The organism is Parashewanella tropica, from assembly GCF_004358445.1.
Lineage (GTDB): Bacteria > Pseudomonadota > Gammaproteobacteria > Enterobacterales > Shewanellaceae > Parashewanella > Parashewanella tropica.
This window is the reverse complement of record NZ_CP037951.1, coordinates 2,823,904-2,850,287: the sequence shown is the minus strand read 5'-3', so window position 1 is coordinate 2,850,287 and position 26,384 is coordinate 2,823,904. Positions and strand designations below refer to the sequence as shown.

Annotated in this window: 20 protein-coding genes; 13 read left to right on the top strand and 7 right to left on the bottom strand. The window is 40.3% G+C overall.

Annotation, left to right across the window (positions count from 1 at the left end; genetic code table 11):
• From E2H97_RS12550 to E2H97_RS12505, 10 genes are all read left to right on the top strand, one after another.
• A complete protein-coding gene (locus tag E2H97_RS12550; RefSeq protein WP_133407451.1) occupies positions 1-333 on the top strand; it encodes a YbaB/EbfC family nucleoid-associated protein in 333 nt (110 codons plus the stop codon).
• 86 nt (positions 334-419) lie between these two features.
• On the top strand, positions 420-1,019 hold the full coding sequence (recR, locus tag E2H97_RS12545) for a recombination mediator RecR (RefSeq protein ID WP_133408643.1): 600 nt from the start codon (positions 420-422) through the stop codon (positions 1,017-1,019).
• A 90-nt stretch (positions 1,020-1,109) separates the two neighbouring features.
• Positions 1,110-1,526 (top strand): hypothetical protein, encoded by a 417-nt coding sequence (locus E2H97_RS12540; protein WP_133407450.1) that lies wholly within the window; start codon positions 1,110-1,112, stop codon positions 1,524-1,526.
• Between the two features lie 294 nt (positions 1,527-1,820).
• Positions 1,821-3,734, top strand: a complete 1,914-nt coding sequence (htpG, locus tag E2H97_RS12535; protein WP_133407449.1) for a molecular chaperone HtpG — start codon at positions 1,821-1,823, stop codon at positions 3,732-3,734.
• A 76-nt stretch (positions 3,735-3,810) separates the two neighbouring features.
• Positions 3,811-4,671 (top strand): tetratricopeptide repeat protein, encoded by an 861-nt coding sequence (locus E2H97_RS12530; RefSeq protein ID WP_133407448.1) that lies wholly within the window; start codon positions 3,811-3,813, stop codon positions 4,669-4,671.
• 208 nt (positions 4,672-4,879) lie between these two features.
• Positions 4,880-5,524 (top strand): adenylate kinase, encoded by a 645-nt coding sequence (adk, locus tag E2H97_RS12525; protein WP_133407447.1) that lies wholly within the window; start codon positions 4,880-4,882, stop codon positions 5,522-5,524.
• Between the two features lie 99 nt (positions 5,525-5,623).
• A protein-coding gene (locus tag E2H97_RS12520; protein WP_133406468.1) for an IS3 family transposase occupies positions 5,624-6,864 on the top strand; the annotation gives its coding sequence in 2 pieces (ribosomal slippage) (positions 5,624-5,984 and positions 5,984-6,864; 1,242 coding nt in all).
• Between the two features lie 121 nt (positions 6,865-6,985).
• A complete protein-coding gene (locus E2H97_RS12515; protein ID WP_133407446.1) occupies positions 6,986-7,849 on the top strand; it encodes a hypothetical protein in 864 nt (287 codons plus the stop codon).
• A 317-nt stretch (positions 7,850-8,166) separates the two neighbouring features.
• Positions 8,167-9,792, top strand: coding sequence for a hypothetical protein (locus E2H97_RS12510; protein WP_133407445.1), 1,626 nt, complete (start codon positions 8,167-8,169; stop codon positions 9,790-9,792).
• Between the two features lie 107 nt (positions 9,793-9,899).
• Entirely contained in the window at positions 9,900-11,204 is a 1,305-nt protein-coding gene (locus E2H97_RS12505; RefSeq protein WP_133407444.1) for an inosine/guanosine kinase, read from the top strand.
• Positions 11,205-11,244: 40 nt separating this feature from the next.
• On the opposite strand, the gene E2H97_RS12500 is transcribed toward E2H97_RS12505, so the two are convergent.
• Together E2H97_RS12500 and E2H97_RS12495 are read right to left on the bottom strand one after the other, a co-directional pair.
• The gene (locus E2H97_RS12500; RefSeq protein ID WP_133407443.1) at positions 11,245-12,615 is read right to left on the bottom strand and encodes an SLC13 family permease; all 1,371 of its coding nucleotides are present in this window, start codon (positions 12,613-12,615) and stop codon (positions 11,245-11,247) included.
• Between the two features lie 159 nt (positions 12,616-12,774).
• Positions 12,775-14,076 carry a dicarboxylate/amino acid:cation symporter gene (locus E2H97_RS12495; RefSeq protein WP_425466789.1) on the bottom strand — a complete coding sequence of 434 codons (1,302 nt, stop codon included), beginning with the start codon at positions 14,074-14,076 and terminating at the stop codon, positions 12,775-12,777.
• 218 nt (positions 14,077-14,294) lie between these two features.
• On the opposite strand from E2H97_RS12495, the gene E2H97_RS12490 reads away from it, so the two are divergent.
• Entirely contained in the window at positions 14,295-17,570 is a 3,276-nt protein-coding gene (locus tag E2H97_RS12490; RefSeq protein WP_133407442.1) for an invasin, read from the top strand.
• A gap of 63 nt (positions 17,571-17,633) precedes the next feature.
• On the opposite strand, the gene E2H97_RS12485 is transcribed toward E2H97_RS12490, so the two are convergent.
• Complete coding sequence (locus tag E2H97_RS12485) at positions 17,634-18,743, bottom strand: arginase family protein (protein WP_133407441.1); 1,110 nt, start codon at positions 18,741-18,743, stop codon at positions 17,634-17,636.
• Between the two features lie 413 nt (positions 18,744-19,156).
• Between E2H97_RS12485 and topA the strand changes: the two genes are divergently transcribed.
• Entirely contained in the window at positions 19,157-21,802 is a 2,646-nt protein-coding gene (gene topA, locus E2H97_RS12480; protein ID WP_133407440.1) for a type I DNA topoisomerase, read from the top strand.
• Between the two features lie 61 nt (positions 21,803-21,863).
• Here topA and E2H97_RS12475 read toward each other — a convergent pair whose 3' ends face one another.
• From E2H97_RS12475 to E2H97_RS12460, 4 genes are all read right to left on the bottom strand, one after another.
• Positions 21,864-23,267 (bottom strand): hypothetical protein, encoded by a 1,404-nt coding sequence (locus tag E2H97_RS12475; protein WP_133407439.1) that lies wholly within the window; start codon positions 23,265-23,267, stop codon positions 21,864-21,866.
• 227 nt (positions 23,268-23,494) lie between these two features.
• Positions 23,495-23,815, bottom strand: coding sequence for a heavy metal-binding domain-containing protein (locus E2H97_RS12470; protein ID WP_133407438.1), 321 nt, complete (start codon positions 23,813-23,815; stop codon positions 23,495-23,497).
• 20 nt (positions 23,816-23,835) lie between these two features.
• On the bottom strand, positions 23,836-24,177 hold the full coding sequence (locus E2H97_RS12465; protein ID WP_133407437.1) for an outer membrane protein assembly factor BamB family protein: 342 nt from the start codon (positions 24,175-24,177) through the stop codon (positions 23,836-23,838).
• 12 nt (positions 24,178-24,189) lie between these two features.
• On the bottom strand, positions 24,190-24,615 hold the full coding sequence (locus tag E2H97_RS12460) for a DUF6491 family protein (protein WP_133407436.1): 426 nt from the start codon (positions 24,613-24,615) through the stop codon (positions 24,190-24,192).
• Between the two features lie 407 nt (positions 24,616-25,022).
• Between E2H97_RS12460 and E2H97_RS12455 the strand changes: the two genes are divergently transcribed.
• Positions 25,023-26,357, top strand: coding sequence for a hypothetical protein (locus tag E2H97_RS12455; protein ID WP_133407435.1), 1,335 nt, complete (start codon positions 25,023-25,025; stop codon positions 26,355-26,357).
• Positions 26,358-26,384: the final 27 nt, after the last annotated feature.

The window sequence follows — 26,384 nt, the reverse complement described above, 5'->3', positions numbered from 1 at the left end:
ATGTTTGGAAAAGGTGGAATGGGCAACTTAATGAAGCAAGCCCAAATGATGCAAGACAAAATGGCAAAAATGCAGGAAGAAATCGCACGTATGGAAATTACGGGTGAATCTGGTGCAGGTCTTGTAAAAGTAACCATGACAGGTAACCACAACGTTCGTAAAGTTGAAATCGATCCTAGCCTTCTAGAAGATGACGACAAAGAAATGCTAGAAGATTTGATTGCCGCTGCTTGTAACGATGCAGCTCGCCGTGTTGAAGAAAATCAAAAAAGCAAAATGGCAGAAGTAACAGGTGGCATGCAGATGCCTCCGGGCATGAAAATGCCGTTTTAAAGCTTTTCTGCAACGACAGTTATACTTTTTTATCATGTTTTTAAGCCCACATTGTGGGCTTTGTTATGTAAGGCTATCTCTTAATGATGAAATTCAGCCCTCTTGTTGATGAGCTTATACAATCTTTACGTTGTTTACCGGGTGTCGGCCCTAAGTCGGCACAGCGCATGGCGTTTCAGTTACTTGAGCGCGAACGTTCTTCTGGTGCGCATCTAGCCGATACGTTGGCAAAGGCGATGCGTGAAGTAGGGCATTGTCAGTCTTGCCGTACATTTACTGAAGAAGAAAAATGTACCATTTGCGCCAGTAACAAACGTGGTAATTCAGAAACCATCTGTGTGGTAGAAACACCTGCTGATGTATTAGCGGTTGAGTCGGGTGGACATTACTCTGGTCGTTATTTTGTTTTACTTGGGCATTTATCCCCTCTTGATGGTGTTGGGCCTGATGAGTTAGGACTGGATTTACTCGAGCAGCATTTAGCTTCAGGTGATATAAAAGAGCTTATTTTGGCGACCAATCCAACGGTAGAGGGTGATGCAACAGCACATTTTATTGGTGACATAGCTGCAAGATATGAAGTGAAAGTCAGCCGAATTGCTCACGGTGTTCCTGTTGGTGGTGAGCTGGAATATGTAGATAGCACAACATTAGCATTATCATTTACTGGGCGAAGAAGTTTGTAAGTGATCAAGGAGTTAAATTTACTTAATTTGGCTTAATTTTGGTTTTTGCTGAGTTATATTTATGGTGAGTTTAAATTATGGTTTAAAGCAATGATTTGTTCAGAAAGAGCTTCGGAGGCTCGCTTCCACTTTTATGTCGATGAAAAGTGGGAGTTTATTCCAGAAAATGATCCTGTCGGTGTATTTAAAACCCTCCCGCCTGAAGCTGTAGATGACGGTGTTATATTCGTTTTTGAAGGTGTTGTCACTGATGGAGCTGAAAGAGTTTACACTCTCATGCTACCTGAGTTCTATGAATATCAAACATATTTTAGAAGTGAATTGCTTACCTATTTTTTAAACGACATTGAAGTTCGAAATGTTCATATTCAAAGAGAGTCTAAGCCACAATATTATCATTTTAGTGACTTTGTAATAGCCCCCACTCTTACAGAACAAAATACCAGTAAAGACATTCAAGACGTCCAATTTGAGTCTAAGTTAGCTGAGTTTGTAAAAAAACTGTAGACTAATACTTCAACTTTGAACGACTCGATAGGAGAGTTAGAAGATTCAATTACAGGGTTCCATCATAGATGCATTTGCAAGTTTTACGATATGAACTTAAAAGATCAAAGTAAACAGTTTCTCAATGATTTGATCTAGTTACTTTAATTAGATGCATTTATTTAGAAAAACTCACCAATCATCTTTATTCTTAATTTTTCCTCTTGAAATGAAAAAAACATCCCCCATCTATTAATTATTAGATTTTTAGAGCGGCTGTAGCCGTATAGTTTTTAGTTTCAAAAGGGTTTATTCATGTCTCAGCAAGAAACTCATGGTTTTCAAACCGAAGTAAAACAGTTACTCCAACTCATGATCCACTCTTTGTATTCAAACAAAGAGATCTTCTTACGTGAGCTTGTCTCAAACGCGGCGGATGCAGCAGATAAATTACGTTATAACGCTTTAACCAATGATGCTTTATATGAAGGCAACGGAGAGTTACGTGTTCGTGTAAGTGCGAACAAAGAGTTAGGTACAGTTACCATTGAAGATAACGGTATTGGTATGACTCGCGATGGTGTGATTGAGCACTTAGGTACCATTGCTAAATCAGGTACTGCTGAGTTCTTCTCTAACTTATCGGGTGATGCCGCTAAAGATTCACAACTGATCGGTCAGTTTGGTGTTGGTTTCTATTCCGCTTTTATCGTTGCTAAGAAAGTAACGGTTGAGACTCGTGCCGCTGGTCATGGCGCTGACGAAGGCGTTAAGTGGGAGTCAGAAGGTGAAGGTGAGTTTTCGGTAGAGAACATCTCTAAAGAAGATCGTGGTACTAAGATCACTCTTTTCCTACGTGACGAAGAAAAAGAATTTGCTGATGACTGGCGTTTGAAGTCTATCATCACCAAGTACTCAGATCATATCTCAATCCCTGTTGAAATGTGGGAAGAAGGTCAGCCTGAATCTGAAGGTCCTGACGGTGAAAAAATTGCTGCCACCGAAGGTGAGTGGAAAGGCATGAACAAAGCCACTGCGCTTTGGACTCGCAATAAATCGGACATCACTGACGAAGAGTACAACGAATTCTACAAGCATGTATCTCATGACTTTACTGATCCACTATTATGGGCGCACAACCGTGTAGAAGGTAAGCACGAGTATACAAGCCTGCTATATATTCCATCTAAAGCCCCTTGGGATTTATGGAATCGTGACGCTAAGCAAGGGCTAAAACTGTTTGTTCAGCGCGTATTTATTATGGATGACGCTGAATCATTCATGCCTTCATACCTTCGTTTTGTTAAAGGCTTGATTGACTCAAATGATTTACCACTAAACGTGTCTCGTGAAATCTTGCAAGACAACAAAGTGACTCAATCTATGCGAAGCGGTATCACTAAGCGTGTATTGGGTATGCTTGAAAAACTAGCGAAAAATGACGCTGAAAAGTACCAACAGTTCTACGCTGAATTTGGTCAAGTGCTGAAAGAAGGCCCTGCTGAAGATTTCGCTAACAAAGAGCGCATCGCTGGCTTACTTCGTTTCTCTTCTACCAACGAAGATTCATCAGCGCCAACCACATCGCTTGAGCAGTACATCGAGCGTATGAAAGAAGGTCAGGACAAGATTTACTATATTGTTGCGGATAGCTATGAAGCTGCGGCTCACAGTCCACACCTTGAGCTACTTCGTAAGAAAGGCATCGAAGTTATCTTGATGCACGATCGCATTGATGAGTGGTTAGTAAATCACTTAAATGAGTTTAAAGAGAAGAAACTGCACTCTGTAACTCAGGGCGATCTAGAACTGGGTGACTTAGAAGACAAAGAAGAAAAAGAAGCTGCTGAAAAGCTTGCTGCTGATTCTGAAGCGTTAGTTAAGCGCGTTAAAGACGTACTTGCTGATAAAGTGAGTGATGTAAAAGTGACGACTCGTCTAACTGATACTCCTGCTTGTGTGGTTACTGGTGAGGGCGAAATGTCTACTCAGATGATCAAATTAATGGAAGCTGCTGGTCAAGAAGTACCTGAAGTTAAGCCATTATTTGAGATCAATCCAGAACACCCTCTAATGGAGCGTCTGGATCAAGAGCAAGACGAGCAAGCCTTTGCTGATTGGGCGAACTTGTTACTGCAACAAGCTCAACTTTCTGAAAAAGGCAGCCTAGCCGATCCATCAAACTTCATTAAGTTGATGAACCAAATGCTAGTTGCTAGCTTGAAATAGTTGGCAATAGAGTGAGGCGGGATTTCCCGCCTTATTTTTTATCCGAAATTAGATTCGGTGTATAAATGGGATCGTTATGTCAAACATCATTGCCCTAACTAAAGAAAACATTCAACAAGTTGTCGATGCTTCTAAAGAGCATTTGGTCGTGATGGTCTTTACCTCACAACAGCAACAGGAAACCTTGGCATTTCAACAAGAAATGCAAACCATTGCCACTGAAAATAGCAGTCGTTTCATTTTGGCGACCGTAGATTGCGATACCCAAATTGAAATTGCACAGTATTTTCAAATTCAATCACTGCCGACAACCTTGCTGTTAAGCAAAGGTCAGCCAATTGACGGTTTTGCGGGTATTAAGCCTCGTCCTGAAGTTCTTGAAGTACTGGAAAAGCATTTACCGGCACAGTGGCAACTGAACTTGGCGCAGGCTAAGCAAATTTTGGCGAATGAAGCTCGTAGTACAGAAGACGTGACTCAAGCTTTAGAATTGCTAAAAGCGGCATATCAAGATTCGCAGGTTGCAGAAGTTGCTTTAGCTTTCGCAGATGCGTCATTGCTTGTTGGTGAAGTGGCACAAGCTGAAACTCTACTAGCAAGTATCGGTTTAGCCGATCAAGACAGTTACTACCATAGTTTGATGGCGAAATTAGATTTGGCTAAAGATGCGGCTGATACGCCAGAGATCAGAGAGCTTCAACAAGCTTTTGAATCTAACCCTACAGATTTAGCGGTTTTGATGAATCTAGCCAAAGCATTACATCAAGTGAATCGTAATGAAGAAGCGCTGGATTTACTATTTGCTGTGCTTCAGAAAGATATATCGGCTCAAGATGGTGAAGTTAAGCATGTGTTTATGGAAATCTTAACGGCGATTGGTCAAGGAAACACATTGGCTAACCAATATCGTCGTCAACTGTATACCTTGTTGTACTAGTTTCCGACTGACTAGTTATGTTCAAAAAGTGGGTGACTCTTCTCATATGAGGTCAGATGTGCGAAGATCACCGTTTCTTAATATTCACATGCCCGTTTTTAACTAGGGGCTGTTTATCTTTAAGGATGAAAAACCATCTCGAAAGATAAACAGCCCCTAATACAAATTCAAATTGTCACGGGTATCAATGCGAAAGAGGATTCTTGCAATGCGCATTATTCTATTAGGCGCTCCAGGTGCCGGTAAGGGAACGCAGGCTCAGTTCATCATGGAAAAGTATGGTATTCCACAAATTTCGACTGGAGACATGCTGCGTGCTGCGATTAAAGCTGGAACAGAGCTTGGCTTAGAAGCAAAAAAAGTGATGGATGCAGGTCAACTGGTGTCTGATGATTTGATCATTGGCTTAGTAAAAGAGCGTATTGCTCAAGATGACTGTGCAAAAGGTTTCTTACTTGATGGTTTCCCTCGTACTATTCCACAAGCTGATGCGATGACGGAAAATGGCATTGATGTTGATTACGTTATTGAAATTGACGTGCCTGACGAAGAAATCGTTAAACGTATGGGCGGACGTCGTGTTCACCCAGGTTCTGGTCGTGTTTACCACGTGGTTTACAATCCACCTAAGCAAGAAGGTAAAGATGACGTAACGGGTGAAGACCTAGTGATTCGTCCTGATGACGAAGAAGCAACAGTTCGCAAGCGTTTGACCATTTATCATGATCAAACTAAGCCACTGGTTGACTACTACACCAAAGTTGCTGAAACAACCAAAACTGAATACCACAAGTTTGACGGTACTAAGTCAGTTTCTGATGTAAGCACTGAATTGGCTACAGTTTTAAAATAAACGTTTTAAAATGTTGAATGAAAAGCCTGCCATTGAGCAGGCTTTTTTGATCTATTAAATGTCCCGTCCTGAAATGTGTTTACACATTTAGGACTTATTATGACAAACCCAGATCCTACCTATATAAAACGTACACAACGTGATTATTCATTAGGCTTTAAATTGCAGGTTGTTGCAGCTGTTGAAAAAGGTGATATGACCTATAAGCAAGCTCAAAAAATCTATGGTATCCAAGGTCGCTCAACAGTACTTACATGGTTGAGAAAACACGGTAAGCTAGATTGGTGTCAACCACCGAAAATAACCATGTCTAAATCACCTAAAGCCAAAGAAACACCAGCTCAAAAGATTAAGCGCTTAGAGCGAGAGTTGAAGGATGAAAAGTTACGTAACCTATTACTTAATGAAGTCGTCGATATTATTGATGCTGAACATGGTATAGGGTTGCGAAAAAAGCTTATAGCCAAGGAGCAAGAAACCTTCAGGTACAAAAGCAAGTAAGTTTAAGCAAGGCTTGTAAGCTTCTTGGCATGACGAGGCAATCAATTTATCAAAGGGAATATAGAGATAAAAAACGGGCTATCATGTTAGCTCCAGTAAAAAATATGGTGCTAGCGTTACGGCGATTTATGCCACGATTAGGCGGTAGGAAACTGTACTATCTTCTGAAGCCTCAACTTATGGAGGAAGGCATAAAGCTCGGGCGAGATGGCCTATTCGACTATCTGAGGGAAGAACACCTGCTAATTCAACCCAAGCGTAGTTATAGGAAAACGACTAACAGTAAGCATTGGATGAAAAAGCATCCGAATTTGTTAAAGGATTACACGCCACAAAGAGCTGAAGAAGTCTTGGTAAGTGATATCACTTATGTGGAAAGTGATGATGGTGTGCATTATCTCTCGCTTGTCACTGATGCTTATAGTCGAAAAATAATGGGCTATGAATTAAGTGATGGAATGAAAGCGACAGACGTGGTTAAAGCGCTAGATATGGCTGTTAGCCATAGGTGTTATAGACGTAACGCAATTCATCACTCAGACAGAGGGTTACAATATTGCTCTGCTATTTATCAGAATAAACTTAAGCAAAATAATATAATACCCTCAATGACTGATGGTTATGACTGCTATCAAAATGCACTCGCAGAGAGGGTGAATGGTATACTGAAGCAGGAGTTCCTTGTATATCAATGTAAAAATATTGATGAATTAAAGTTGCTCATCGATGAATCAATAGCGATATACAACGATATGAGACCGCATTTAAGTTTAGAGATGAAAACACCGAACCAAGTGCATAAAAAAATCCAAGAGCAAATGCTCTTGGATTTACATTAAAACCGTCAACGTATTTTAGGACGAGACAAAAAATGAAAAATTAGCCATGAATTATCTTTAATTAGGTGCGTTTAGATGTGGTGCTAGAGTTATTAATAACATTCATTTATTTTTTAATAATATGACTACCCGAGTAGAGTCAGTACAACAGTTAGACAACGCATATCTTGAACAGCAGTATTACCTTAGCATTGTGCGCGAGGGATTTGATCAAACTCATGATGCTTTAAAGTTGGGTGAAGCTAGCATTCATATAACATCTGAAATGTCTGTTGCAGAAAGAATGGCTATGAAAGATGACATATTTTTATTTAGAATGCCTTACCTTTCCACTGTGCCTGAAAAAGAAGGTAGCCCGAATCGATTAGGCGCATTTTTTATTGAAGACTCTGGTGATGTACCTATTAAATATGATCAAATACTTGAGCGGTTTGTTTGTATTATCAATCACCCTAATGTGAGAAATAATGCTTACCACTTTCAAGAGTTTCAACGATTACATCCCGAAGCCCAATGTGCTGAATTATGTGGTTTAATTAACGAATTACCTTCCAGTGTTTCTGTGATCGTTTGTCCTGATAGAGAAGATTTAATTGCTGCGTATATACAATCGCTGAAAATTAAAGGTGAAGAAACCAACAAATTTTTCTTCTGCAAAGGGATGTACTTCAAAATTGAACGTCAAGATAATCAGTATCAGGTACAGGTACTCAACCCTGGTTTGTTCTCAAAAGAGGAAGAAGCACAAGCAATCAAAGATCTTTCTGAATGGCTAAATGACGAAGGTACAGAAATTATTTTACGTCGAGCGAAAGTTCAACATAGGCATACTCTATTGATTGATACTAGCTGTTCAATTACGTCTGATGGTAAAGACGTAGCTATGTCAGATACATTTGAATTGATTAACATGGACGATTACCCTGATCTACCAACTGATAGTTTTGAATGGCAAACTAATGTAACCCCCGAGCACTCCGAATGACAATTGTGTTTGTTAGCGGAATAATTAAAACAACCCTTTACCGTTTCATCATTAATTGCCAGTTATGTTTCTGGACATTTTTGAGTAAAGACCTCGAGGGCAGCTACAAATTCTAATTGAAGATATACCGTTAGCTTGCTTTCGTGAATTTGAGTGTGAGTTGAACAAGTTAAGTGTTTTAATTGAAAGGTCTACTATCGAACAGGCTTTGTATATTAGAGTTAATTACTTTATAAGTCAGCGATGAATTATCTTTAATTAGGTGTACTAAATTTCAGTGCTAAACTATTGATAAAAATCACTTTATTAGTTTAGTTATGGCAACATGTTCTGAGTTAACTCAAGCTGTTGATAACACAGAATTTGAGCGAAGCTATTACCATAGTATTATTCACAACGGCCTTGAAAAAACACATGAATCATTAAAAGTTGGTGATGCTTATTTGTGTATAAAACCCAACTTGAAACAAGTTGGACAGCAACTGACTATTTTTGTAGAGGGCTTTGAAACTTCTCCAAGTGCTGTAAGTAGGCGTTTACACCCTCATAAAGCAGAGCGCTATGATCGTTTTAAGCTATCAGAAAGTGCGAAACTCCTTGATCAATATACCTGTATCATCAATCATCCGAATGTAAGAGCCAATGCGCTTCAATTTCAAGCTTTTCACTTACAACACCAATCTAAAAAATGTTCTGAACTGTGTCGTATGGTGAATGAACTTCCATCCAGTGTTAGTCAATCTTTATGCCCTAGTAAAGAAGAGTTAGGTTCTGCTTATTTAGTGTCGCTTAGAGTGAAAGGTGCGGCTAAGACAAGTCAGGCGTTTTATTGTAAAGGCATGCACTTTACTATTAAGCAACAAGGAAGTCGTTACCATGCTACTTTAATAAGTTCTCAACTATCAATTGAGACCGCTAATGAGCAAGCAACTAAAAATTTAATACAGTGGTTAAATGACGAATCATCGTCTGCTTCAATTAAACTAGCTGAACTTGAACATCAACGAGCGTTTTTATTAGATTGCCGCAGTGCTGTCACCACTGCTGATATAGAACCAGCGGGAGCAAACGTATGTACTACTGATGTCGGTGACTTTGAAATTATTAATATGGGAGGAGTGCCTCCATGTGAAGATTGTGTTTTCCCCCAGAGACAAAATTCAGATCATAGAGGCTCGAGTAATGGATTTCCTCCTCTTCTATCTTTCCTTCTCAATAATCAAAGGCAAGAAAGCGGTAGAAGAGACAGAACTTCAAGAATGACTACTCAGTCTCAGGTTCCCCCTCAGCAAAGGCGTACACGTCAAACTAGGAATATAGGTTTTTTATTGGGGCCATTATTACTAGGTGATAGTGGAGGAATGATGGGAGAGGTTCTAACTGCCTCATTAAATTTTTCTTTTCCACAACGAACTCATCCTACTGATAGAGAATTTTCGATAAGTTATATAGGGCGCGATGGGCGTTCAACAATTACAGAAAAGCGAAGCTTGCAGGGATTTATACGGTTAATTGATTCCTATAAGAATGAACACCCACAAGTTGCATTAGAGATAGTATTAAAAATTAAAGGAGAGTTACCGAGACAGCAATATCAAGAGTCGCACTTGGCTGAACTAGAACAAAGTCTTGAGAAAACTGTTGCAGAAAAAATAAAAATACCAGCCTTATTAGTGTATGTTAATAGTATTCCTAATACTGATTTTACACGAGTTCCTGTAGATAGTGAGTGCTGCATACTTTTTCATGATTTAGTAGGAGCTAAAGTGACTGATATCATTGAAATGAGAACTGGTAGCCAAGATGATAACTGGAAACTGACAACAAAAGATAGTGTTGAAAAAATGCTCAGTACTTGGAAGAAAATAACCAATCCATTTTATATGGAAGAAATGACCACGGATCACTTTAGAAAAGTCACGCTCAAAAAGCACTTACGCTAATAGCAATAGCAAAACTGACTTTTCATGTGATAAAATTCGGCAAATTTCACTTTAGGATAGCTTGCTATCACTACAGCTGCATGGATGCATAGATAAGAGAACCGAATATGAAGTTTCCTGGTCAGCGAAAATCCAAACACTACTTTCCCGTTACAACAAGAGATCCACTATTAAAGCAACTCAACCATCAAGCAAACACTGTTAGAACATACATCTGTGGTATCGATCAAACCTTAGTTGATATAGAAGCAAAAGTCGGGGATGAGCTCATTCAGCGTTATGGGTTACCAAAAGGAAATTCGACGCTGATTGACGATGAAAAAGCGGAGCGCTTGTACCAAGAGCTTAAAGCTCAAGATTTGATTAGCGATGAATTTGCAGGTGGGACCATAGGTAATACGGTTCATAACTATTCTATCTTAGCTGATGATCGCTCAGTGTTATTCGGTGTGATGAGTAAGAACATCGAAGTGGGCAGTTACTCTTATCGTTATTTATGCGATACCTCTTCAAAAGTTGACCTTAACTTTCTGCAACCTGTAGAAGGTTCAATGGGCAGATGCTTTACTTTGATTTCAGATTGCGGTGAGCGAACCTTTGCTATCAGTAAAGGGGTAATGGATAAACTTAGCCCTGAATACATCAATAAAGAAATGATCCAAAACAGTTCTGCGCTTGTTTTGACGGCTTACCTTATGAGAGCCAGCAAAGAAGATAGAATGACGGAATCTGCAATGGCGGCGATTGAATACGCCAAAGCAGCAGATGTACCTGTAGTATTGACGTTGGGGACTAAATTTCTAATTGCTGAAGATCCTCTGTGGTGGCAAGACTTTATTAAAGAACATGTCACCATACTTGCGATGAATGAAGATGAAGGCGAAGCATTAACAGGCCACGCTGATCCATTATTGGCAAGTGACGCTGCTCTTGAATGGTGCGATATGGTACTCACTACTGCAGGGCCTGTAGGGCTTTACACTGGTGGTTATACTGAAGAATCACAAAAGCGCGAAACTCGTCACACACTATTGCCGGGCGCTATCCCTGAGTTTAATCGCTATGAGTTTTCTCGCCCTAAGCGTAAACAAGATTGTGAGACGCCGATCAAAGTCTTCGCTCACATCTCTCCTTATATGGGGGGACCAGAGAAAATCCGCAACACCAACGGTGCGGGTGATGGTGCACTTGCTGCATTGCTCCATGATTTGTCTGCAAATGAGTATCACAAAGAGAACGTACCGGGTTCAAGTAAGCACGACACCAACGGATTATGCTACTCCTCATTCTCACAAATTTGTAAGTATGCAAACCGTGTAGCGTTTGAAGTGTTAGCACAACATAGCCCACGTTTATCAAGAGCGTTACCAGAAAGGGAAGACAGCTTAGAAGAAGCGTATTGGGAAAGGTAAGCAGCCACAAAACGTTTATGCGCCCATTATGGGCGCATTTTTATATCAATATAAAGCAAAATAGCGTGATAAGGACAGATAACAGCAGGCTAAACATAACCCCATTTTTTATCATATCTTTCATTTTTACCCTTCCAGAACCAAAGACAATGGCATTGGGTGGCGTGCCAACAGGTAACATAAAAGCCGTACTCGCTGCCATAGCAGCTGGCGCCATCAATAGCTCTGGATTACTTTCAGTTGCGATTGCAGCAGAGGCCATTACTGGCATGAGAAGAGTTGCTGTAGCTGTATTACTGGCAACTTCAGTGAAAAGAGTAACGGCCAGACAGATAATTAAAATCATAACCAATGGGTTTAGATGTGTTAGAGAGTGTAACCATAACGCTAAAGAGTGACTAAGCCCTGAAGTATGAAAGGCATAAGCAATGCAAAGGCCGCTAGCGATGAGTAATAAGACATCCCAAGGGATATCTTTTGCTGTTTTCCAGTTCATGAGTTTGCCATTTTTACCATCAGAAATTACAAACATTGCGATGACAGCGACTAACAAAACTGAGCTTTCTCCTATGTTTGGTAACTTAAGCCAATGGCTCCAGCCACCAAAAGGTGTATGAGTTGTTATCCAAGCAATAATGGTAATACTGAATATCAATAGAGTACGTTTTTCTGCTTTGCTCCAATTCATTGGTTTAATCATGTTCAATCGGATTTCATCATTTATTGTTTTAGTTAACCAATATGCTCCTATGGGAAGTGCGATAAGAACAATTGGCAACCCCATTTTTAGCCAATCGAAGAAATCAAATTCATTGCCCGTTTGCTGCCTGAACATTCCATCGAAGATGATATTTGTTGGCGAACCTAAGATGGTTCCAATGCCACCAATGCTTGCAGCATAAGCAATAGCGATGAGTAATACAGAGTCGCATTTTTTGTTATTTAAGGTATTTAAAATAGCTAAAGTAACAGGAAGCATAACCAAGGTCGCCGCGGTATTTGAAACCCATAAACTTAAAAATGCCGTTGCTGACATAAACCCAAGAACCAGCCCTCTGAAATTATTGGGATTTATTAGTTTAAGAATGAAAAAAGCCATTTTTTCATGAACACCACTCTTCTCTAGTGACTTTGAAAGCATAAATGCAGCCATTAATAACAATACAATGTCATTTCCTAGGAAACTTGCAGCTTGTTGGTGGTCCATAACGTCAAAAGTGGGAAATAAAACAAGTGGAATAAGTGCTGTTATTGGGATAGGAAGCGCGTTAGTCATCCATAGTATTAAGGTAAGAAACGTTATCGAGGCGACAATAGTCGCTTGGTGCTGTAACCCGAGAGTGGTTAACAAAAAATAACATGAGATAGAAAATATTGGTGCACTAATAATTGCCCAAGACTTTAATGTCATTTGAAGTTTGTGGTGGTTGGGGAATTGATAAAATTAAGATTGGTACATAAGTAATCAGTTAGCAAACCAGTCTGATTAAGAAAAGCTGTTAGGGAAGCAAGATGACGAAAAGGGAAGTTTGTCTGAGTGGAAAAACATTTTCCACTCAGACAACATGTGTTACGAATTAACTTGGTCAGTCAGGTTGCCTTTCAGCTTGCCTGCTTCAGGGTTATGGAAGGTTTCTGAGTCAAACTCGCCTTCGGATTTCGCAACAATCAAGGTAACAACACTATCACCCGTTACATTAACCGCAGTTCGAACCATATCGAGTAAACGGTCTACACCAATAATTAACGCAATACCTTCAACAGGAAGACCTACTTGGTTAAGTACCATTGCTAACATGATCAAACCTACTCCCGGAACACCTGCTGTACCAATTGAGGCAAGAGTCGCAGTTAAAATAACCGTTAGGTAGTCAGTAAGCGTTAAATCAATACCAAACACTTGAGCGATAAATACCGTCGCAACGCCTTGCATGATTGCCGTTCCATCCATATTGATGGTGGCTCCAAGCGGCAATGTAAAAGAAGCAATTTTGTTGCTCACACCCATGCGGTGTTCAGCTGTTTCGACCGTTACAGGTAAGGTTGCATTAGAACTTGCTGTACTGAACGCAAATAATTGAACGTCGCGAAGTTTTCTCAGGAAGATAATTGGGTTTAGCCCTGAAAGCAGCTTTAGCAGAGTAGGGTACACAATTAATCCATGTACGATTAACGCACCTAAAACGACGAGGAAATACATCAGCACTGATTTGAAAGCACTTGCATCAACTGTGAGCGCTAATTTCGCTATCAATGCGAAAACACCATACGGCGCTAACTGCATCACTAAGGTTACCACTTTCATGATCACTTCATTGAGATCTTCAAATAACGCTGCAACACGTTTTCCACGCTCGCCTAAGTGAGAGATTGCAAAACCAACTACTACGGCAAAGATAATGATCTGCAGCATCTTGCCTTCGGTCATCGCCTTAATTGGGTTGGTTGGAACCATATCAATTAGTACTTGGCTCAAGCTTGGTGCCGTTTTAGCCGCAAACTCCATATGTTCGCTGGCTAAAGATGCATTGCCAGGGTGAATCATTACCGCAGCAAAGATGGCTAATGAGATCGCAATCGCGGTTGTTGTCAGATAAAACGCAATGGTTTTTCCGCCTAAGCGCCCCAAGCTACTAGGATCGCTTAACGAGCAAGTACCACAAACCAGTGAAACTAAAACAAGAGGAACAACAAGCATTTTCAGCGCACTGACAAAAATGGCGCCTATGACGTGAAATAATCCGTTTGATAAATAATCGGTTACCCATTGGCTTTCAGGGAAGGCCGTTCGCAACGCAAAGCCGATTAGAAAACCAAGCACCATACCGATTAAGATTTTAGACGTAAGTCCAAGTTTTTTTGATTGACTCAAAATTCAGCCCCTTATTTTAAAAATTTGTTAAGGCATCGAAGTTATTGCGAGAGATGCTATCAAGAAACTTATAAAATTGAAATCTACGTCTAAAAAATACTCAACACAAAAGGTGGTATTTTTTGTTGAAAAATGTACTCTAAAGGTTGATTTTGGTTTTCAATCTGATCACAAAAAATCAATAGACTTTACAATAATACATTGACAGGGAGTCTGACATGAAGTCAGGTTACAAATTAATAATTACATTATTAAGTTCATTTCTTCTTTTCGCCTGTGGTGGCGGGGGAGATATAAAAGATGAGCCAGGAAATGGGGGAGGCAGTGGTGGTGGCACTCCACCACCTGTCAAAACAATTACGCTGGATATTTCAAATCAGGATATAACCAAAGACACTCCTGCAACATTGACTGTCACGGTTAAAGACTCATCCGGCAATCTTGTTAAGGATGAGCTTGTTTCATTCTCCCTAGAGCCATCTGAGATTGGAACTTTCCTTAATAATGAAACAGGAAAGAAAAGAACCAATGAACAGGGTGTAGCGATAGTTCAACTTGCGGCGAAAACTCTGGAAGGGGATGGCCAAGTAACCGCTTCTATTGTTGATGGAACAGAAACAAAAACGGTAACCAAAAACTTTTCGATGGTACACCTGATTTCGCTTTTCTCTTTAGAGCTTCAAGTTCAAGATAATCAAGGTGATGAATTACGTAATATCTCTCTCGATAAACCTGGGAGAGTCGTTGCTACCCTTCAAAAAAATAATGAGCCAATTTCAAACGAAATTATTAAGTTTGAGTTAGATGGAGAAGGGAATATTAACCCGTCTACAGGGACTGCATTAACAAATGGTGATGGCAAAGCTATTATCACTCTTTTAACTGGAACTCAGGCTGGTGCGGGGACAATTACAGCCAAATACCTGTTAGACACAAAGGAAAAAGCAGAGCAATTTAATTACCAAGTTGCGGGTGATGCACCGAAAAATGATGGAAATACCAACAAGCTATCTATAGGGCTTGTGAACAATAATACAGACCAGCAAACAAGCCACATTTCTGAAGCACAGCCCGGTAAAGTCATCGTTAATCTTACGGATGAAAACTCTCAGCCATTAGTAGGTAAAGTGGTCAGTTTTTCTTCTACGTTAGGTGACTTTATTCCAAACAGAGCAACCGCCTTAACCGATGCAAATGGTCGTGCATCTATAACAATAACTGCAGGTAGCATTGAAGGTGCTGGTGAAATTACTGCAACTTATGGTGATAGCAGTGTTCTGGTTGGTTTTACTACTGCAGGTGATGACATAGATCCAATCGCTGCAAGACCAGTGGTTAGCTTTAAACTGTATAACTGTAACGGTGTTTCTGCTTGGGATAGAAGTATTAAGAACTTTGAAGTTTGTACTGAAACCAATAACGTGACGAACAAAGAACCTGCAATTGTTGGAGTTACAGTTCGACATTCAGGAAGTAATCAGCCTATTAAACAAGTGCTTGTTTCTGGTACATCGACATTAGGAACCATAAGCCCAGAAACAGGGACTGCACTTACTAACGATGATGGTAAGGCAATTTTAGATTTACTTTCTGGTGAAAAAGTTGGAGCCGGTGAGTTAACAGTTACGGTTAAAGATATTTCCTCTAGCAAAGCTTTCGAGGTTGGGCGTTCTGATATCAGACTCAGGTTGACTCGTCATCAAGGCTCAGGAAGCTTACCAGCAGGTTCATCTACAGTACTTGCGGTACTCGTAGAGAATATCGATGGAACTGTGGCAACAGATCAACCATATTCAGTAGAACTCAACTCGTCTTGTAAAACAGCAGAAAAAGCGACCATTGATTCTCCTGTAGTAACGAATGCTGGTCGTGCGTTTACCACTTATACCAGCACTGGTTGTGATGGTGAGGATATCATTACCGCATCAATCCAAGGTGCGAGTATTTCATCTGAACCATTATCATTAACAACTGAGTCAAGAAAAGTTGGCTCTATCCAATATGTTTCAGCTACCCCTAAACAACTAGCCATAAAAAGCAGTGGTGGTATTCAGGGTGCTGGTAGCCGTAGTGAAACATCTGTAGTTACCTTTAAATTAGTTGATGAAGCAGGGCAACCAGCGACTCAAGAATTGGTTTGTTTTGAATTGAGTACCGCTTTAGGTGGGATGACTTTAAGTCCACAACCATTAGCGGCTCATTATGATGAGTGTTCTAATTTACCTGATGCACCAGCAGATCCTACGTTACCAAATAAATACGCGACAGCATTTACAAATGGTGACGGTGAAGTGTCAGTGACCGTTAAGTCTGGTTCAGTTCCAACGCCTGTAAAAGTATACGCGCAATGGAGTGGTAGTAACGGGCAAGGACTCGATACGGTCATTTCAAACATTTCTGATGAGTTAAGCGTTTCAACGGGGCTTGCTGACAATGATAGTTTTTCATTGGCTGGAGATGTATTAAATCCAGAAGCTTGGAGTATCGACGGTGAAGAGGTCACTGTTACAGTTCGCTCTGCAGATCACTTCAATAATCCAGTACCTTCAGGTACTAAGATTAATTTCAGATCTGAAGGGGGAACTATTGCCTCTTCTTGTGCAACAGGGTCCAATGAAGATGATTCGCCCAATGGTACTTGTGAATTAAAGTGGGAAAGTACAAATCCAAGACCTTTTGAAACCACGGCAGTAGTTTGTCCAAGTAGTTTTAATGGCAGCACTATTCCACCATGTCACGGCACTACAATGACTGGCTATGTTAACGGAACTAACTCTGTGATTGCGGAACCAAGACCTGGGCGTGCCACTATTACGGCTTGGGCAATTGGAGAAGAAAGCTTCGTAGATCTTAATGGTAATGGCTTATACAACAGCGGTGAACCATTTTCAGATATAGGTGAAGCCTTTACTGACCACAATGAAGATGGACTCTACAGAGGTTCTCCATTACCTGCAGGTGCAGTAAAAGAAGAGTTTATCGATTACAATACTAATGAAACCCGTGATGCTGGTGATGGCAAATATACAGGGCTTTTATGTGCTGCAGGTTCTCAAGATGCTTGTTCACAAACAGGCGTAGACAACCTTCAATCACAATTAAATGTATATCGAAATATGGTGATTGTGATGTCTGGTAGTCAGTCAATGGTTCGCTTGGTGAACATTGATGGCGATAATATAACGCCAGCCACTAACATTGACTTAGTAGCAAATCCACGACCTCATACTGTCTATGTATTTGTATCGGATCAAAACAACAATACATTGCCAATGGGCACAACTGTCACTGCACAAACTGATAACGGAGAGATTAGTGGAGCTAGGGAATTTGTAGTTGGCAACAATATTTCTAATCGACCATTGTTGTATTCGTTTACTGTTGGTCTTGAGTCTTCTGGTAACCAAAAAACGGTAGGTCAATTATCGATTACGGTTAAAACACCAAAAGGGTCTCCAACAATTGCAACTCTCCAGGTTAGAGATAACGGATAGACTTTTATGCTGTTAGAAAAAAAGGCGCTGAATTAGCGCCTTTTTTGTCAATTAAAAGGTAAACTACTTACTCATCTCTTCAATCAACAAAGCCGAAATTTCACCACCGACTTCTAACGTCTTTTCCGATGCAGAAACGCCACGACCAGAACTGTCAGTAAATGGGGCGATTTCCATCATATCTGCACCAGTGACAGGGTAAACTGTGGCAAGCTCTTTAATGATCAATAACGCTTCTTCTGGGAACAATCCGTCTGGCTCAGGCGTGCCTGTAGCCGATGCAAACTCATCATCAATCGCATCAATATCAAAACTTACATAAAGCTCATCAATATTTTGTTCTTTTAAGTGAGCAAGAATGGTTTCAAGAACGGCTTCTGCACCTTGCTCGCGAACTTCATGTGCCCAATGTTGTTTGACACCGAAGGTGCCTTCCCAATGAGATTTAGGCTTGCCACTTGAGCGAATACCAATTTGTACTAGGTGAGAGTTATCGTGAAGATCATCAAGAATATGAGTACACCAAGAACCAAAACACAAATCGATACCGAGACGCTCAACTAACAAGTCGGTATGAGCATCAAAATGAATGATAGCCGCACGCTTACCTTGTTTCTTTTTCGCCTGTAAATAGGCTTTAGTAAGCGGATAACTGTTCGAGTGATCCCCACCAATACCGAAAATGCCTTTTTCAGGAAACTCCGCATAAAAATCATGCAGTACGTTTTCAGTGATACTCAATGGACTGATAGGGTATTCAGACTGCTCGTCTTGATATAACGCTTTACGACAATTCGAAATAGTCGGGTCATTTAAGTATTTGTCGTGCAGAAGGTGTGGAATAACGCGCACATCACCCATATCAAAGTGTGATAATTCAGAGTGATTCTTTAACAACGTATTTCTGAGGAATAATGGACCCCAGTTTGCACCACGAAGAATACCGCCACCGCAGTCGGATGCAATGCCTAGCATAACCGCTTTAGAATTCGATTCTGGCAGAGTAGAAAGGATTTGCTTCCACTGAGATTCAATATCCGAATTTTCGCCGTACAGAGCGTTATGGAGCACTTCTTTACGCTCTTTGGCTGTGTTTACAGTAAACACGCCATTACCAGCAGGACATAAACAGTGCTCAAGTTTTTGTTGTAGTTTTTTCCAGCTATCGCTCATTTTACACCTATGTTTGATATCGTTTTGCGAGGCATTATACCAATCTATATCACGTTTTTCTCTTTTGGTTTTTGGACGGTTGAACCAACTAAATCCTAAGAAATTACAGTTTATAAATATGATTATTTGACTTGATAATGTTCATTAAATCGTAAAAGGTTTGCTGTTTTAAATATGCCGCAATTTGTTTTGAGTATTTGTCATTCAGGAAAAATTAGGATATTAATGAAAAAAGAAACGGAATAAAGTGACCGTTCAAACACTGCACGATTGTTTTCACAAATAAACAACAATCGAGTAAAAAGTGAGTTGGTAACATATATATGTGTGGAATCTGCTTGAAACTGATTGCATAACCCTCTATATATGAAGCCAATTTTATCTTCACCTGCATTTTTGGCGTAAATCATATTATGGGAAAATCGCTAGTTATTGTCGAATCACCGGCTAAAGCCAAGACGATTAATAAGTATCTTGGTAAAGACTTTGTGGTCAAATCCAGTGTGGGTCATATTCGTGATCTGCCGACCTCTTCATCTGCTAAATCGACGACTGCAACTAAAACCGCAGCAGAAGTCCGAAAGATGTCCCCAGAAGAAAAAGCCAAATATAAAAAGCAAAAAGATAAAAAAGCATTAGTAGCCAGAATGGGGGTTGACCCTGAAAATGGCTGGAAAGCGAATTATCAAATCCTTCAAGGTAAAGAAAAAGTCGTCCACGAATTGCAAACCTTAGCTGAAAAAGCCGATTGCGTTTATCTCGCAACGGATTTGGATAGAGAAGGGGAAGCCATCGCATGGCACTTACAGCAAATCATCGGTGGTGATGAATCCCGCTATCAGCGTGTTGTGTTTAACGAAATCACTAAGTCTGCCATTCAAGATGCCTTTAGTAAGCCATCAGAGCTTGATACCAATATGGTGAATGCTCAGCAAGCTCGCCGTTTCCTCGACCGTGTGGTTGGCTTTATGGTGTCGCCACTGCTTTGGAAAAAAGTGGCAAGAGGCTTATCTGCTGGTCGTGTTCAGTCAGTAGCTGTTCGCCTTGTGGTTGACAGAGAAACCGAAATTAAAGCTTTCGTTCCTGAAGAATATTGGGACGTTTTTGCAAAGCTAAATACCGCTGGTGGTGAAACCTTTAAGCTTGAGGTGGCCAAACATCTTGGCGAATCTTTTAAGCCTAAGAACGAAGCTCAAGCTCAAGTAGCCGTCGATGCGGTTCAAGCTGCTTCAAATATCTCTGTCAGTACTCGTGATGTTAAAGGCACTCAAAGCAAACCTTCTGCACCTTATATCACTTCAACCCTACAGCAAGCAGCAAGTACTCGCTTAGGTTTTGGGGTTAAGAAAACTATGATGATGGCTCAGCGTCTATATGAAGCGGGCCACATCACTTATATGCGTACCGATTCTACCAATTTGAGCAAAGAGGCGGTGGATAGTGTTCGTGAAATGATTGCCAAAGAATACGGTGATGCATATTTACCTGCTCAGCCAATTCGTTATGGAAGCAAGCAAGGCGCACAAGAGGCTCACGAAGCGATTCGCCCTTCAAATGTATCCGTTGAAGCTGCATTCCTAAATGATATGGAGCGTGATGCTCAGCGCCTTTATGAATTAATTTGGCGTCAGTTTGTGGCGTGTCAGATGACTAACGCGCAATACGATGCAACCAAAATTAAAGTTCAAGCGGGTGATTACGAGTTAAAAGCCACGGGTCGCACATTAAAATTTGACGGTTGGACACGTGTTCAGCCAGCGCTTAAGAAGAAAAACGAAGAAGAAAATGATCTGCCAATGCTTGCAGTTGGCGATGCACTTTCTCTTAAGAGCATAGAGCCGAATCAGCACTTTACTAAGCCGCCTGCGCGTTTCAGTGAAGCGTCATTGGTTAAAGAACTTGAAAAGCGTGGGATTGGTCGACCATCAACCTACGCGACAATTATTTCTACCATTCAAGATCGCGGTTATGTGAAGGTTGAAAACCGCCGTTTCTACGCTGAAAAAATGGGTGAGATTGTTAGCGAACGTTTGCTAGGCAGTTTCCCTGATTTAATGAGTTACGACTTTACCGCAGGCATGGAGCAAACGCTCGATGATGTGGCTCACGGTGAGTTAGAGTGGAAGTCAGTTTTAGACGGTTTCTATAAAGACTTTACTGGCAAAATTGAAGATGCAGAAAAAGAACCAGAAGAGGGCGGAATGAAGCCCAACCATATGGTTCTTACTGACATCGAATGTCCGACCTGCGAACGCCCAATGGGGATTCGTACAGGTACTACAGGTGTTTTCTTGGGCTGTTCTGGTTATGCACTACCACCTAAAGAACGCTGTAAGACAACGATGAACCTGACACCGGGCGAAGAGGCCATTAGCAGTAATGATGAAACCGCTGAGGTTGAAGCGTTACGTGCAATGCATCGTTGTAAGATTTGTGGCACTGCAATGGATAGCTACTTGATTGATGAAGGGCGTAAATTGCACGTCTGTGGTCAAAACCCAACTTGTGAAGGCTACGCGGTAGAAAAGGGCGAATTTAAACTTAAAGGTTATGATGGTCCAATTATCGAGTGTGATCGCTGTGGTCAGGACATGGAGCTGAAAAACGGTCGCTTTGGTAAATACTTTGGTTGTACTTCTGAAGCCTGTAAAAATACGCGTAAGCTACTTAAAAATGGTGAAGTGGCGCCACCAAAAGAAGATCCAATCCAAATGCCGCATCTGCCTTGTACTAAGTCTGATGCTCACTTCGTGTTGCGTGATGGCGCAGCTGGGATTTTCTTGGCGGCAAGTAACTTCCCTCGTTCAAGGGAAACTCGTGCGCCATTAGTGTCTGAGTTAGTGGAAATCAAAGAGCAAATTTGGCCTAAATACAGTTTCCTAGCTGATGCACCCGTGCAAGATGATTTAGGTAACAAAACCGTAGTTAAGTTCAGCCGTAAGACTAAAGAGCAGTATGTGGTTGGTGAGCGTGATGACGGAAAAGCCAGTGGCTTTATCGCCAAGTATATTGATGGAAGTTGGCAGGTAGAAGCTAAAGCTAAAGTGCCGAAAAAATAATCGTTTTACGATAGATACAAAAAAAGCTGCAACTTGTGCAGCTTTTTTGTTACTTCCACTTTTATCGTGCATATTTAACTGCAAGCTCGTGATAATATTTCTGCATTGATTCTATGATATTTCCTGATACCCTAGCTCGTTCTAAGCATACGGTCATTTTCTTGGTGAGCTGCTCGATAGTCATTTTTGATCTATAGCCGTCTTTTCTTATTTGTAAAAGTACATCATACATGCATTGATCTTCAGGTTGAGGCTGGTTGCCGTTTTTCATTTTGGTTATTTTAAGAAAGTTATCTTCTAAACCGAAATATGTGCCAACCGCATGCCAATGAGCTGAAAATTCATAACCAATTTCCTGTACTTCAAACTCAGTCAGCGAATTTACTGCCACCCTTGCTAAGGAGCCATCAAAACGTGGACCACTGTAATTGGTCGCTTCATAGCCAGGGGCTGTAGGTGGCTGAGGAGCTAGAGTTGTAGGCATTTTTTCGGGTGGAAGTGGAGCTGACGGGCTTGCTTGAGACTCTAGCGTCAGTTCTACATTTTGTGCTTTAGCTTTTTCTTTTTCCTCAACAGCATTAGCTGCAGCTTGTATTATTTGTTCAGCTTGTTCAGGCAGAACTTTTCGTAGTTCATCTATTAAACTGGCATAGTTTAAAGCGACAAAGTCAAATTCATCCGAAGAAGATTCTTGTTGTGTACTTTTAGTTGGACATTCCGACTCTGCAACTTGCTGTCTTAATTGCTGATTTTGCACACTCAAGTCAGTTACTTTCTGATCTCTCTCTGCAAGTTGAGCCACTTTTTCTTTGTTTTCTTTTTCAAGCCTGAGGTTCACTTCATAAGCAGATTGTAGTTTCTGTTCTTTTTCAGTTAATTCAGCTTTTAAGGTACTTGCAGTGTCTACAGATTTTTTTAGCTCGGCTTCCAATCGCTGTACAGTTGCCTGAGATTTTGCCAGTTGAGTTTCTAATTGCTGTTTTAACTGCTGAGATCTTTGTTGCTCTTGATTGAGAGTCTTAACATGACTTTGTAGAGTACTTAACTCTTCTTGTAGAACTTCTTGTGATTGTTTTTCTGTTTGCCATTGCGATAATTCATCGTATTCCTGTAATGTAGGTATCACTGTCAAATCCTCTAAATACGAAGATTGTTTGGTGGGTTTTGCTTCAGTCATATATTTTGCTTTAAAAGCTTTAGGAGTCAGTTGTTTTCCCAATGATTTAGACTGGTTTTTTGTGGCAGAGTGAAACTGTTCAAGATTACAGCCAGAGCTTTCCCAAGTACTTAAAACCCAATGAAATTTTGTACTATTTGAAACGAAAGTTGCCTTTTCTAGCATATTAATTTGTTCTGGAGATATGCTTAAATCTGTTGCGAACTGTTTCCACTTAGGGGCTAAAGTATCTACGGTATCGAAATAAAGAGCATCAACTCTAACGTTTGAAAAATTTGAAGTGGCCATAATGAAAAACATATAAGTAAATGATAAACAAAACATAACCCAGAACTAGGGTTCTTCAAGATTCATAAAGTTATTTTCATTTAAAATTAAACTTTGGGAGCGGAATAAAATGGGTTTCAGATTCGGTGAAGTATCTGGAATTGTTTAAGTGGGGATGAAATTAACGACACAAGTTATTGAATTGTGCCGTATTTATTATACTAACAACTAGCATTGCTGAGGTTCTATTAGACAGGCTTTAGTTTTACCGCAGTACCAAATACCATAAGCTCAATTGAGCCGTCCATTACTGAGCTAGTGGTGAAACGGATCCCGATTATTGCATCAGCCCCTTTAGCTTGAGCTTGTTCTACTAGCCTTTCAACGGCAATGTTTCTTGCCTCAGTGAGCATTTCCGTATAACCGCGGATTTCTCCACCGACTAAGCTCTTCAAGCCTGCCATAATGTCACGGCCAATGTGCTTAGTCTGGACAACATTACCAGTGATGACAGAAAGTACTTCAGTGACTTGGTGATTAGGAACGGTTTCTGTGGTGGTGTATATCATTATTTTTCTCTTTATTTTTATTAAGAACTTGTAGTCGCTACCGCGGCTCCAGATGCAGAGGCGGCCAAGATTGCTGTGGCTTGGGTATTCATCTGGTTGGAAATAACGGCACTATTCTCGCGCTCGCTTGCAATAATACAAGCTCCATAACCAAGGCCTTTAAGAGAGTTTTCCCAAATCTTTTCACCATCTTGGGCATTCAAACAAAATAGGTGCCCACCTGCATAGGCAAACACTTTATTGTCTTCAAAATGAACATTCGTAATATTGGATGATTTCAGTTTGGTTTTCCAAATGATTTCACCATCACTTTTTTTAACACAAACAGCGTGGTTACCTATGCCAAGAAATAATCGTTCCATGATTTGTATTCCTTATGATTTAGGCTTGCCTATGTTTACGAGGTGATCTGACTGCTCTTTGGTTAAAGGGTAAATGCTATCGACGTAACATTTCAAATTCATTTCACCAACGGGTTTGATGGTATCGCCCATTTTATCGAAAACAAGGTCGGTAAACTGCTGGATTTTGATGCTATTCGCAAAATCTAAGCCTTGGCAGTTGCTTCTAAATTTAACTAAGTAATCTTTGTTTAACGAAACCGTCAAAATGAGATAGCGTTCAGTCAGCTCTTTCCAGCCCGAATATCGAAAGCTACGGATTTTATTTACATCGGTGATGTTTTGCTGCTTGACGTAATTAGCATAAGCAGCATTTTTTTCTGAATCAGGCACTCGGTTAGCCGTGGCACAACCCAGTAACAAAATAGCGGTGAGAGAAGCAATGAGTAGGTTTCTCATGATGGTCTCCAAATTACATTCACAATATGTAAACATTAGACCTAATAATGAATGATAAGTTTCATTTATTCAATGAGATGACAAGCACAAGCTAATTTATATCTGGGAGGAAAATAAGGGATATTTGATTTTGTTAGCTTGTGCCTGTCGCGCAGATTTTATTAACTTTCTGTGACGAAAATATGATGGTCACTTTAAGTTCTGACTAATTTCATCATTTCAATGAATGTACAAAAGCTCGGTGAATATACCATGAATTAATTATGGTTCATCATTGATTGAATAAAGGTATATTTTTTTTAAATATATTAACTTTCAATTAGTTTGGAGTTTCAATGGCGTCATCAAGTGGAGTTACCGAAGGTATTCAGCAATTAATAGATTGTTTTCAAGTGGTAAGTCATGAGTTGTTGATTGCTGAGGCTGGTAAGGTTTGTGCGACAGTTACAGGCAGTAACGGAGTTCCCATAAAATACCCAAATGGTAAACACTATTTCTATAAAACTGCAGAACCTATTTCTGAAGAAGAAAGAATATCACTATCCAAATGGCTTAGCCTGGTTCATTTTGATGGTGATATAACAGAACTAAGTCAATTACCTAGCGACATAGTCAGAAGATATAAAATAACAGAAATTCAAGAGCTTAAATTCTCAGAGAAGTATAACTCTCTGCTTACAAAAGAATTGAAAGAAATTAGTCAACAGGATTCTGATGACTTTAAACCATTACCAGAATTCAAATTTGCGCAGCCTTTATATAATGATTATCAAGGCTGCGTGAGCGACAGCTTTTTACAAACAATAGTAGACGCTGCTCGAAAAGGTGGCCTTTATAGTACTCATGAAGCTGTTCCTGCAAGTAGTGATTTGATCTTTATGATTGAAGCTGTGAGAAGCTTTGCTCTCAAAGGTGAGTTAAAAGAGCATGAAATTACGGCTCTTTCAGAGTTTTATCAACAAGTCTATATGCTGATTAATCATGAGCTTCCAGAAACTGTAACACCAGTTATTGCGGTGGCCGCCAAATTAGGTCTTAGGGAAAAATTACCCAAAAAAGTGAATGACGAAGAAGATTTTACTGGGGCAACATTTAAAAGATCCTTGTTAATGTTTCCTCTAGGTTTACTTGAGGCGAAATTTGGAATACTTGAGCCTTTTGGTAATGCATTTACGGTAAATATAGCTAAGTGTATAGCCTCATTCGAGCGAGGTGTTATTGAACTAAATGCAAGGAGCGGTGTGCTTTCTCATGCTTTAAGAAGACAAGGAATTAGAGTGAAAGCCACTACTGATAAAACCGTTAATTCAACCATTGTCTGGCCAGAAGTACATGTAAGTCAGCAATCACCGATAGAGGCGATTGCCAAGTACGGAGAGAGGTGGGTGTATGTTATGGTTGAACCTAAAGCGACCGACTTTGTTGAGCTGATGAAGTCAGGTTGCGGACCGTTTGTGGTTTTAAAAATTGGTCGTAGCCTTAAAAGTGCTTTAAAACCAATTGCAGGTAGACATTTGTATCAAGTCGTTAAGCTAAGAATTCCTGAGTACTCAGCACATTTCTCTGACCATGAGGTCACCCTATATTTTGTTGGTTATCCAGCAAGTAAATTTATTGAATTAAAAAACAAAATTCCAAGTGCTTTTTTAGATGAACCGATGGCAACACATAGCGCAAGGGGGAAGAACGTTGCAAAAGGAAAGGAGGGCGGTCGGCATCAAAGGAAAGGTAGAAGAAGATAAGTACATAAAGTTAATGTACTTATCTTA

What these genes read in the sequence shown, in the direction of transcription:
- E2H97_RS12550 (WP_133407451.1), top strand. Translation starts at nt 1, where the DNA reads ATGTTTGGAAAAGGTGGAATGGGCAACTTAATGAAGCAAGCCCAAATG.
- recR (WP_133408643.1), top strand. Translation starts at nt 420, where the DNA reads ATGAAATTCAGCCCTCTTGTTGATGAGCTTATACAATCTTTACGTTGT.
- E2H97_RS12540 (WP_133407450.1), top strand. Translation starts at nt 1,110, where the DNA reads ATGATTTGTTCAGAAAGAGCTTCGGAGGCTCGCTTCCACTTTTATGTC.
- htpG (WP_133407449.1), top strand. Translation starts at nt 1,821, where the DNA reads ATGTCTCAGCAAGAAACTCATGGTTTTCAAACCGAAGTAAAACAGTTA.
- E2H97_RS12530 (WP_133407448.1), top strand. Translation starts at nt 3,811, where the DNA reads ATGTCAAACATCATTGCCCTAACTAAAGAAAACATTCAACAAGTTGTC.
- adk (WP_133407447.1), top strand. Translation starts at nt 4,880, where the DNA reads ATGCGCATTATTCTATTAGGCGCTCCAGGTGCCGGTAAGGGAACGCAG.
- E2H97_RS12515 (WP_133407446.1), top strand. Translation starts at nt 6,986, where the DNA reads ATGACTACCCGAGTAGAGTCAGTACAACAGTTAGACAACGCATATCTT.
- E2H97_RS12510 (WP_133407445.1), top strand. Translation starts at nt 8,167, where the DNA reads ATGGCAACATGTTCTGAGTTAACTCAAGCTGTTGATAACACAGAATTT.
- E2H97_RS12505 (WP_133407444.1), top strand. Translation starts at nt 9,900, where the DNA reads ATGAAGTTTCCTGGTCAGCGAAAATCCAAACACTACTTTCCCGTTACA.
- E2H97_RS12500 (WP_133407443.1), bottom strand. Translation starts at nt 12,615, where the DNA reads ATGACATTAAAGTCTTGGGCAATTATTAGTGCACCAATATTTTCTATC.
- E2H97_RS12490 (WP_133407442.1), top strand. Translation starts at nt 14,295, where the DNA reads ATGAAGTCAGGTTACAAATTAATAATTACATTATTAAGTTCATTTCTT.
- E2H97_RS12485 (WP_133407441.1), bottom strand. Translation starts at nt 18,743, where the DNA reads ATGAGCGATAGCTGGAAAAAACTACAACAAAAACTTGAGCACTGTTTA.
- topA (WP_133407440.1), top strand. Translation starts at nt 19,157, where the DNA reads ATGGGAAAATCGCTAGTTATTGTCGAATCACCGGCTAAAGCCAAGACG.
- E2H97_RS12475 (WP_133407439.1), bottom strand. Translation starts at nt 23,267, where the DNA reads ATGGCCACTTCAAATTTTTCAAACGTTAGAGTTGATGCTCTTTATTTC.
- E2H97_RS12470 (WP_133407438.1), bottom strand. Translation starts at nt 23,815, where the DNA reads ATGATATACACCACCACAGAAACCGTTCCTAATCACCAAGTCACTGAA.
- E2H97_RS12465 (WP_133407437.1), bottom strand. Translation starts at nt 24,177, where the DNA reads ATGGAACGATTATTTCTTGGCATAGGTAACCACGCTGTTTGTGTTAAA.
- E2H97_RS12460 (WP_133407436.1), bottom strand. Translation starts at nt 24,615, where the DNA reads ATGAGAAACCTACTCATTGCTTCTCTCACCGCTATTTTGTTACTGGGT.